Raw genomic sequence first — 8382 nt, forward strand, 5'->3', positions numbered from 1 at the left:
ATAAGATATCCCATTGTTTTAAACAAGTAAGACCCCTTGAAGACTACAAGGTTGATAGGCACGATGTGTAAGTGGAGCGATCCATTCAGCAAGCGTGTACTAATAGGTCGAGGGCTTGACCACAATTCGCTTGAGACTCTGAGAGTCAACGAAAAAATGTGAGCAGTGATTATTCAGTTTTGAAGGCACGTCCTTCTAAGAAATACTGGACAAAGTACAACAAACATGTTATACTGGTTCAGTCAGATCGGTCGGTGTCGATGACGGTGAGGTTCCACCTGTTCCCATTCCGAACACAGAAGTTAAGCTCACTTGTGCCGAAGATAGTTCGCTGGAAACGGCGTGTGAAAATAGGTAGTCGCCGACTTGAACAAAAAACGCTTCAGAAGAAATTCTGAGGCGTTTTTCTTTTGCCGGAAAGCTTTGTCAAATCTTTTTCTCCGGGTTTATACAGGGATGCTGGTATCAAAAAATATCAGAGTGCCGGCGGCGTCCAGATTTCTCCGCCTTCCTCCCCATCATGTTTTTTGGCAAAAATCACCATATAGTCTGCCGCTTCACCTTGTCCATCTGCGGCCTCCTGCTTCACAATTTCAACGCAGTACTCAACAGTATTGCCATTGTATTGATAATAACACAGAAAATTTGCCACCAATGCATTCGCAGCTCTTTTCCACGCCTGCGGATCAACAGCATTCTCCGGCATGGAAAAGACAGCCGTTCCGAATCCGTCGTCACCGACAGTTACATCTGTCGGCCAAATATGGGTTACATTCTGAGACTCAAAGACATCCGTGTATCCAGCCTCAACTTCCTTAAGATATGCCTCCAGAATGGCCCGTGCTTTTACGCTCAGCGCTTTGTTTTCGACCAGATTATAAGAATCCTCGCTTTGCTCAACTGCCGCTTTCAGTGCAGTCTTTACTGCATTTTTTGTCTGCTCTGAACTGCTGATGCCGCTGGGCCAGCAGCCTGTCAGTGCAGTCAGTGTCAATGCGCCGCCTAAAAGCAAAACTGCCCGTCTTGAGATTTTTCTCACGATAAAACACATCCTTTCTGATTCTATCCTTTACAGTCGGGGTTTCCCCCTTTTCTTGTTTATTGTAATACATCCCCCCCGGGTCAAACTGCATTCACGCAGGTTTCAACCCCTTTCGCGCGCATTGTGAAAAATAATTCTCCATTTTTTAGGCAGGATGTATAGGAATCAAAAAAATGCGGGGCAACCGCCTGATGTGCGCAATCGCGCACCCCAGTTCAGCAGAAAACTTGCAATAAAAAAGCAGCTCTGCCAAGGCAGAGCTGCAAAGTTTGCAATACGGGTAAAATCAGCGCTTAGAGAACTGAGGTGCACGACGGGCAGCCTTCAGACCATACTTCTTACGTTCCTTCATACGAGGATCGCGGGTCAGGAAGCCTTCCTTCTTCAGAGCAGCACGGTTCTCCTCGTTCTGCTGCAGCAGAGCGCGGCTCAGGCCGTGGCGGATAGCGCCAGCCTGACCGGAAACACCGCCGCCGGAAACGCGGACGACGACATCGTACTTGCCCTCCAGGCCCAGCAGGACCAGCGGAGAACGGACGATCAGCTTCAGGGTCTCCAGACCAAAGTAGTTGTCGATATCACGATCGTTGATGGTGATCTTGCCAGTGCCGGTGTAAACACGAACGCGGGCAACGGAATCCTTACGACGACCAGTGCCGTAGAAATAAGGTTTGGTTTCGTACATGTTCGATTGCCTCCTTCTTAGAACTCGATCTTCTCGGGCTTCTGAGCTGCGTGAGCGTGCTCGGCACCCTGGTAGCAGTGCAGGCGGGTCAGAGCCTTAGCACCGATGGTGTTGGAAGGGATCATGCCCTTGACAGCGTAGGTCATGGCCAGATCGCTGTGCTCAGCCATCAGCTTGCTGTACTGGACCTTCTTCAGGCCGCCGATGTACTTGCTGTGGGTGATGTGGAACTTCTGCTCGGCCTTCTTGCCGGTCAGAACAGCCTGATCGCAGTTGATGACAACAACGAAATCGCCGCAGTCCACGTTGGGGGTATAATCGACCTTCTGCTTGCCGCGCAGCAGAACAGCGGCCTCAGCAGCGACGTGGCCCAGGCTCTTGCCGGCAGCGTCGAGCAGGTACCACTTGCGCTCGACTTCAGCGGGCTTCACGAGAGTAGTGCTCATATCTATTTCCTCCTGATAAGCTTTTTGTACGTTTCAGGCGCCTTTCTGGGGCGCGAGTGTCAGTATACATCATAAAAAGGTGCCTGTCAACAGCATTTTTTGATTTTTTCATTGTAATTTTTTCAATCTTGCAAAATCTCACGTTTTCTCTTGAATCCTCGCTATTTCTAAAAACGCATTTTCTGCAAAATTTTCTGCCCACGGCCGCACATTTTCTGCCGCTGCCCGCTACAATTTTGTCTGCGGGTGTGGTATACTATAAAGGATATGGCAGCTTTTGCTGCGCACTGATACAAGGAGAATTTTTTACATGCCAAACGACATCGACCGCAACGCCTCTGCCCAGCGCCGCACCTCCAAGCTTCTGGCCGCTATGGGCATCTTTGTTGCTCTGGGCATCATTGCTTACATTATTTTAACGCTGCTGGTCAACCGCAGCGTGCCCGCAAACCCGGACACCCACTACACCGGCACAAACGGCGTTTCCGTCTACTATGACAGTTCCGTCTGGAAGGTATGCCAGATGACCGAGGACAGCACCCTTGGTACCGTGCTGGAACTCGCCACGGCAGACAGCGCCGACGGTGAGGACTACGAAGCTGTGCTGCTGCAGCGCGGCACTGCCGACAGCTACGCAGACTTTATCGATGCGTCCGAGAAGGACCTCAAGCAGGCCTATGGCGTCATCAAGCCCCGCAAGGTGAACCTGACCGTGGACGGTGCCGAGGTGGAGGCCGTGCGCTGCGACATTCAGGCGTATTATGCGGTGCTGGCCACCATTACCTACCCCAGCGGTGACGTGGTGTATGTTTCCGGCCTGACAAAGCTTGCCTCCATCAACGACATTGTGAACCTTGTGGAAAGTGTGACCCTGTCATGAGCAGTTCCCGTGCGATGCAGCGTCTGTGCGGCCTGATGCGCAAGGCTGTGCAGGACTATGAAATGATCGCCCCCGGCGATAAAGTGATGGTGGGCGTTTCCGGCGGCAAGGACAGCGTGGCCCTTACCATCGGCCTTGCCGAACTGCGCAAGTACATCGGCTTTGATTTTACGGTGCAGGCCGTCACGCTGGACCCGCAGTTCGGCGGCAGGCCCATGGATTATACCGTATTGCAGGAGCTGTTTGCCCGGTACGATATCCCCTATGAGATCCGCCGCACCGAGATCGGCCCTGTGGTGTTCGACTACCGCAAGGAGAAGAACCCCTGCGCCCTGTGCGCCAAGCTGCGGCGCGGCGCACTGCACACGGCGGCGCAGGAACTGGGCTGCAACAAGGTGGCGCTGGGCCACCATCTGGACGATGCCGTGGAGACCTTTTACATGAATCTCTGGCGGGAGGGCCGCATCGGCTGCTTCTCGCCGGTCACTTATCTTTCGCGCCGGGACCTCACCCTCATCCGGCCCATGCTGCTGGCCACCGAGCAGGAGGTCATTTCCGCAGTGAACGCCGAGGGGCTGCCCATCGTCAAGAGCGTCTGCCCTGCCGACGGCGTGACCGTGCGCGAACAGACCAAGGAGTTCGTCAAGGAGCGCTGCCGCACCGACCACGCTTTCCGCCAGAAAACCCTGCACGCACTGCAGGAGAGCGGCATCGATGGCTGGCGGCCCGTCCACACCGGGCGCGGCAGCTTTGCAATTACAAACGAGGAAGAATGAATCATGAAGACTCAACCTTTTGAAAAACACGTCTGGGCCGAGATCGACCTCGATGCCCTGCGGCATAACTTCCGGGCCGTCAAAGCCCGGGCCGGTGAACTGCCGCTGTGCGCGGTGGTCAAGGCCGACAGCTATGGCCACGGCGCTGTGCAGTGTGCCCGCGTTTTTGCGCAGGAGGGTGCAGCATGGCTGGCAGTGAGCTGCCTGACCGAGGCCGTGCAGCTGCGTCAGGACGGGCAGACTCTGCCTATCCTTATTTTGGGCCATGTTCAGCCGGAGTACGCCCAGACCCTCATCCACGAGGATATCACCGTAGCGTGCTACTCCACCGAGCAGGCGCAGAACCTTTCCGCTGCTGCCGTAAAGGCAGGCGGCAGAGTAAAGATCCACCTCAAGGCAGATACCGGCATGGGCCGCATCGGCTTTGCCCTGCGCACCGATTTTGATGCCGCCATCCGCGAAATGCTGGCTGTGTGTGCGCTGCCGGGCCTTGAGATGACCGGCCTGTTCCAGCACTTCTCGGTGGCCGACGACACCGCCGAAGAGAACGTTGCCTACACCGCGGAGCAGCACGCACTGTTCGTCAGAGCGTTCCATGCGCTCAAGGCGGCAGGCCGCGAGCCACAGACCGTCCACTGTGACAACTCTGCGGGCGTGATGCTGCACCCGGACTGGCCCGAGGGATTGGCCCGGGAGCGCTGCATGGCGCGGCCCGGCATCATCCTCTACGGCTACGACCCCAGCGACGAGGTGCGCTTTGGGCAGTTCCGGCCGGTGATGACCCTCAAGACCGTGGTGAGCATGGTCAAGGAAATGCAGCCCGGTCAGAGCGCCAGCTATGGCCGCCGCTTCACCGCCGATAAGCCCACGCTGGTGGCCACCCTGTGCACCGGTTATGCGGACGGTTATCCCCGCCAGCTGAGCTGCGGCAAGGGCATCGTGGAGATCCACGGCAAGGCCTGCCCGGTGCTGGGCCGCGTGTGCATGGACCAGATGATGGTGGATGTGACCGGTATCCCGGACATCCACGAGGGCGACGAAGCCATCCTGTGGGGCGGCAGCGTCAGTGATACTGCCGAGACCATCGCCCGCAAGACCGACACCATTTCCTACGAGGTGCTGTGCGGCGTGTCCCGCCGCGTGCCCCGCGTCTACCTCGAGCACGGAAAGATCGTGGATGTCGAGGATTGGATACTGGAAGCTTAAATTTCTCCCGGAGGAACTACATGGCAAGAGACAATATCCGCAATTTCTGTATCATTGCACACATCGACCACGGCAAATCCACCCTGTCGGACCGTATTCTGGAGCTGACCAAGAGTGTGGACGAGCGCACCATGGAAGACCAGATTTTGGACAACATGGACATTGAGCGCGAGCGCGGCATCACCATCAAGGCCCGCGCTGTCACCATGAACTATACCGCCAAGGACGGCAAGACCTACGAGTTCAACCTCATCGATACCCCGGGCCACGTGGACTTTGCCTACGAGGTCAGCCGCAGTCTGGCCGCCTGCGAGGGTGCCATCCTTGTGGTGGATGCCACCCAGGGTGTGGAAGCTCAGACGCTGGCCAACACCTACATGGCGCTGGAGCATGATCTGGAATTGGTGCCCATCCTGAATAAGATCGACCTGCCCAGCGCCCACCCGGACGAGGTGGCGCAGGAGGTGGAGGACGTGATCGGCCTGCCCTGTCTGGATGCGCCCCGCGTCTCTGCCAAGACCGGCCTGAATGTGGATCAGGTGCTGGAGCGTGTCGTCACCGACATTCCTGCTCCCACCGGCGACCCGGATGCCCCGCTGAAGGCGCTGATCTTCGACAGCATCTACGACAGCTACAAGGGCGTTATCGTCTATATCCGTGTGTTTGAGGGCACCGTGAAGCCCGGCGATACCATCCGCATGATGGCCACCGGCGCGGAGTTCACGCTGGTAGAAGTGGGCCACATGGGTGCTACCAACCTTTCTCCCTGTGACCAGTTGCAGGCTGGTGAGGTCGGCTATCTGACCGCCAGCATCAAGACCGTGCAGGACACCCGCGTGGGCGATACCGTCACGCTGGCCAATAATCCCACCGCCGAAGCACTGCCCGGCTACCGTCAGGTCAAGCCCATGGTGTTCTGCGGCATCTACCCCGCTGATGGTGCCAAGTACCCCGACCTGAAGGATGCACTGGAAAAGCTGCAGCTGAACGATGCCTCCCTCACCTTTGAGCTGGAGACCAGCGCCGCGCTGGGCTTCGGTTTCCGCTGCGGCTTCCTTGGCCTGCTGCACATGGAGATCATCACCGAGCGGTTGGAACGCGAGTTCGATCTGGATATCATCACCACCACCCCCAGCGTGCGCTACCGCCTTACCCTGACCGACGGCACTGTGGAGATGATCGACAATCCTTCCAGCTACCCCGACCCCTCCAATATCGTCAAGCAGGAAGAGCCTTTTGTGGATGTGCACCTGTACACCCCCAACGACTATGTGGGCGGCCTGATGGATCTGTGCCAGAACAAGCGCGGCGTGCTGATCGACATGAAGTATCTGGACGATGTGCGCGTTGATCTGCACTATGCTCTGCCGCTGGGCGAGATCGTGTACGACTTCTTTGATGCCATCAAGAGCCGCAGCCGGGGCTACGCCAGCTACGATTACGAGTTTAAGGAGTACCGCGAGAGCGACCTTGTCAAGCTGGACTTCCTGCTCAACGGCGACCCTGTGGACGCGCTGTCCATGATCGTGTTCCGCGATAACGCCTATGCCAAGGGCCGCCGCATCTGCGAAAAGCTGCGGGATAACATCCCCCGCAACCTGTTCGAGATCCCGGTACAGGCTGCCATCGGCGGCAAGATCATTGCCCGTGAAACGGTCAAAGCCATGCGCAAGGACGTGCTTGCCAAATGCTACGGCGGCGACATCTCCCGCAAAAAGAAGCTGCTGGAAAAGCAGAAGGAAGGCAAAAAGAAGATGCGTCAGCTGGGCAGCGTTTCCCTGCCCAGTGAAGCCTTTACCGCTGTGCTCAAGCTGGACAGCGACGACGATTAAACTTTATAGATCAAAGAGAACCCACGCTCTGGTATGCTGCAATGCACCCGGAACGCGGGTTCTATCTGTTTTTTTACAACCTCAGTTTACAACAAAAAATGAGATGGGCACCCCCTTTCGGGGAAACCTATCTCTTTTTTTTCGTTGGGACTATTTTGCAACAGTCCCTTTACGTTGGGGCGTTAGGGGGCCGCTTACAGTCTCTTGACTGCTCTTTTCCGATTTGCTTCTGCCCGGATTATACATGATTTCAGTGCGAAAGTCATCGAAACCTGCGCGAAACGTTCTTGAATCTGCGTGAACGAATCATCTGGGCAGCAAAAAAGCCCCGGAAAGGCTGTCTGGGTGCCTTCCGGGGCTGCTGTGAAAGACGACTGCATCAGTAATACTTTTCAGTCAAAAAGTACTACTGATACACTGCTTCGAGGGCTTTCTCACTCACTTTTCTGCTTCAGGCGGGCGTATTCGGCATCGGCCTGAATGGCTGCAGAGGTGAAGCTGTTGTTGTTCCACCAGCTGATCAGCGCGGCCACGGTGGTGATGCCGGCGGTCACCAGCTGTTCCACAGTCTGGCTCTCAATGGGCAGCATAGGTTTGCCCAGAGCGCTCAGCACCTGATTGGTCAGGGCAAGCAGCAGCACAGCGGTGCGGGCGATGGTGGCGGCAGAAATTTTACCAAAGTTCATATCAATTCCTCACTTTCTCATTTTGTTCAAGGTCAGCGATGCGGTGGTTGGCCACCTTCATCTGTTCTTCTAAAATCGGTACGCGGCGGGCAAAATTGTTATGCTCACGCACCTCGCGGGTCAGCTCTTCGAGCTTGGTGTCGGTCACGGCCTGACTGCGGCTGTTGGCAATCAGCACGCCGATCAGGGTCACGGCCCCGGCAATGACAGCGGATAAGATCGTTTCCATTCCGTTCACCGCCTTTACCCGACCCACCGGCTTTTTGCTTTGCGCACATCCACATGGACAAAGCCTTTTGCGGGGTAGCGGCCGATGCCGCCGGTGCCGGGCAGCAGGGTCTCGGCGTAGGCGGCAAGCTGCTCCACCGGCACGCCGGACACCCGGATATCCGCGGCACGGCCATACTGATGCTGGCTGTAAACCGCCCCGCCCACAGCCCTGTTGTGTGCAGCGGTGCGGTAGCCGCTGGTAATGACCACCGGTACGCCAAAATGGTCACGGATGGCCTGCAGCACCTGCACCAGTTCGCTGTCCACAAACAAAGGGTCGGTGCCGTCTTTGCAGGCAAATTCCTTTGCGCGGAAGCTGCGGCTCAGCAGCGTTTCGCCATCCCTTGCGCGGGAGTAAACGTTAAGCATGGCCGTCCTCCTGCAGCAGCGCTGCCACGGCATCCCTCAGCCGGGCGGGCACATCCTCCAGCGTTTTGATGCCCTTGCGGATCAGGGCCGCATAGATCCTTGCCATTACACACCACCTCCTCGTATTATAAAAGAGTAGTATTTATAGACCGCTCTCCAGCGGTATGCTACACTGTATGGGATGCTGTGG

Annotated in this window: 11 protein-coding genes and 2 rRNA genes; 6 read left to right on the plus strand and 7 right to left on the minus strand. The window is 56.6% G+C overall.

Annotation, left to right across the window (positions count from 1 at the left end; all coding sequences use genetic code 11):
- Positions 1-123, plus strand: a 23S ribosomal RNA gene (locus GKG36_RS14390); the annotation flags it as partial.
- A gap of 127 nt (positions 124-250) precedes the next feature.
- Positions 251-367, plus strand: a 5S ribosomal RNA gene (gene rrf, locus GKG36_RS14395).
- A gap of 108 nt (positions 368-475) precedes the next feature.
- Here rrf and GKG36_RS14400 read toward each other — a convergent pair.
- From GKG36_RS14400 to rplM, 3 genes are all read right to left on the minus strand, one after another.
- Positions 476-1039, minus strand: a complete 564-nt coding sequence (locus tag GKG36_RS14400; protein WP_154261308.1) for a hypothetical protein — start codon at positions 1037-1039, stop codon at positions 476-478.
- A gap of 289 nt (positions 1040-1328) precedes the next feature.
- On the minus strand, positions 1329-1727 hold the full coding sequence (gene rpsI, locus GKG36_RS14405; RefSeq protein WP_005938160.1) for a 30S ribosomal protein S9: 399 nt from the start codon (positions 1725-1727) through the stop codon (positions 1329-1331).
- 17 nt (positions 1728-1744) lie between these two features.
- Positions 1745-2173 carry a 50S ribosomal protein L13 gene (gene rplM / locus GKG36_RS14410; protein WP_005938158.1) on the minus strand — a complete coding sequence of 143 codons (429 nt, stop codon included), beginning with the start codon at positions 2171-2173 and terminating at the stop codon, positions 1745-1747.
- Positions 2174-2483: 310 nt separating this feature from the next.
- Between rplM and GKG36_RS14415 the strand changes: the two genes are divergently transcribed.
- The 4 genes from GKG36_RS14415 to lepA are packed head-to-tail and all read left to right on the plus strand — an operon-like array spanning position 2484 to position 6867.
- Positions 2484-3053, plus strand: a complete 570-nt coding sequence (locus GKG36_RS14415) for a hypothetical protein (RefSeq protein ID WP_154261310.1) — start codon at positions 2484-2486, stop codon at positions 3051-3053.
- The gene (locus GKG36_RS14420) at positions 3050-3829 is read left to right on the plus strand and encodes a tRNA 2-thiocytidine biosynthesis TtcA family protein (protein WP_120079735.1); all 780 of its coding nucleotides are present in this window, start codon (positions 3050-3052) and stop codon (positions 3827-3829) included. Before GKG36_RS14415 ends, GKG36_RS14420 begins: the two co-directional genes overlap by 4 nt.
- A 3-nt stretch (positions 3830-3832) precedes the next feature.
- Positions 3833-5035: an alanine racemase gene (alr, locus tag GKG36_RS14425; RefSeq protein WP_154261312.1), complete on the plus strand. Its 1203-nt coding sequence runs from the start codon at positions 3833-3835 to the stop codon at positions 5033-5035.
- A gap of 20 nt (positions 5036-5055) precedes the next feature.
- The gene (lepA, locus tag GKG36_RS14430) at positions 5056-6867 is read left to right on the plus strand and encodes a translation elongation factor 4 (RefSeq protein ID WP_005938147.1); all 1812 of its coding nucleotides are present in this window, start codon (positions 5056-5058) and stop codon (positions 6865-6867) included.
- A gap of 434 nt (positions 6868-7301) precedes the next feature.
- Here the strand turns inward: lepA and GKG36_RS14435 are convergent, their stop codons facing one another.
- Genes GKG36_RS14435 through GKG36_RS15010 form a run of 4 tightly spaced genes read right to left on the minus strand, consistent with a single transcriptional unit; the run spans position 7302 to position 8298 of the window.
- The gene (locus tag GKG36_RS14435; protein ID WP_005938144.1) at positions 7302-7553 is read right to left on the minus strand and encodes a phage holin; all 252 of its coding nucleotides are present in this window, start codon (positions 7551-7553) and stop codon (positions 7302-7304) included.
- A gap of 1 nt (position 7554) precedes the next feature.
- Positions 7555-7782 carry a hypothetical protein gene (locus GKG36_RS14440; RefSeq protein ID WP_044953283.1) on the minus strand — a complete coding sequence of 76 codons (228 nt, stop codon included), beginning with the start codon at positions 7780-7782 and terminating at the stop codon, positions 7555-7557.
- A gap of 14 nt (positions 7783-7796) precedes the next feature.
- Positions 7797-8192 carry a D-Ala-D-Ala carboxypeptidase family metallohydrolase gene (locus tag GKG36_RS14445; protein ID WP_154261314.1) on the minus strand — a complete coding sequence of 132 codons (396 nt, stop codon included), beginning with the start codon at positions 8190-8192 and terminating at the stop codon, positions 7797-7799.
- Positions 8185-8298 (minus strand): CD1375 family protein, encoded by a 114-nt coding sequence (locus tag GKG36_RS15010; protein ID WP_263287078.1) that lies wholly within the window; start codon positions 8296-8298, stop codon positions 8185-8187. Before GKG36_RS15010 ends, GKG36_RS14445 begins: the two co-directional genes overlap by 8 nt.
- Positions 8299-8382: the final 84 nt, after the last annotated feature.

The organism is Faecalibacterium sp. BIOML-A1 (assembly GCF_009679715.1).
GTDB classification, from domain to species: domain Bacteria; phylum Bacillota; class Clostridia; order Oscillospirales; family Ruminococcaceae; genus Faecalibacterium; species Faecalibacterium taiwanense.

Bases quoted from the DNA above. Each gene is read 5' to 3' on its own strand.
- GKG36_RS14440 (WP_044953283.1), bottom strand. From the start codon at position 7,782: ATGGAAACGATCTTATCCGCTGTCATTGCCGGGGCCGTGACCCTGATC.
- lepA (WP_005938147.1), top strand. From the start codon at position 5,056: ATGGCAAGAGACAATATCCGCAATTTCTGTATCATTGCACACATCGAC.
- GKG36_RS14415 (WP_154261310.1), top strand. From the start codon at position 2,484: ATGCCAAACGACATCGACCGCAACGCCTCTGCCCAGCGCCGCACCTCC.
- alr (WP_154261312.1), top strand. From the start codon at position 3,833: ATGAAGACTCAACCTTTTGAAAAACACGTCTGGGCCGAGATCGACCTC.
- GKG36_RS14435 (WP_005938144.1), bottom strand. From the start codon at position 7,553: ATGAACTTTGGTAAAATTTCTGCCGCCACCATCGCCCGCACCGCTGTG.
- rplM (WP_005938158.1), bottom strand. From the start codon at position 2,173: ATGAGCACTACTCTCGTGAAGCCCGCTGAAGTCGAGCGCAAGTGGTAC.
- rpsI (WP_005938160.1), bottom strand. From the start codon at position 1,727: ATGTACGAAACCAAACCTTATTTCTACGGCACTGGTCGTCGTAAGGAT.
- GKG36_RS15010 (WP_263287078.1), bottom strand. From the start codon at position 8,298: ATGGCAAGGATCTATGCGGCCCTGATCCGCAAGGGCATCAAAACGCTG.
- GKG36_RS14420 (WP_120079735.1), top strand. From the start codon at position 3,050: ATGAGCAGTTCCCGTGCGATGCAGCGTCTGTGCGGCCTGATGCGCAAG.
- GKG36_RS14445 (WP_154261314.1), bottom strand. From the start codon at position 8,192: ATGCTTAACGTTTACTCCCGCGCAAGGGATGGCGAAACGCTGCTGAGC.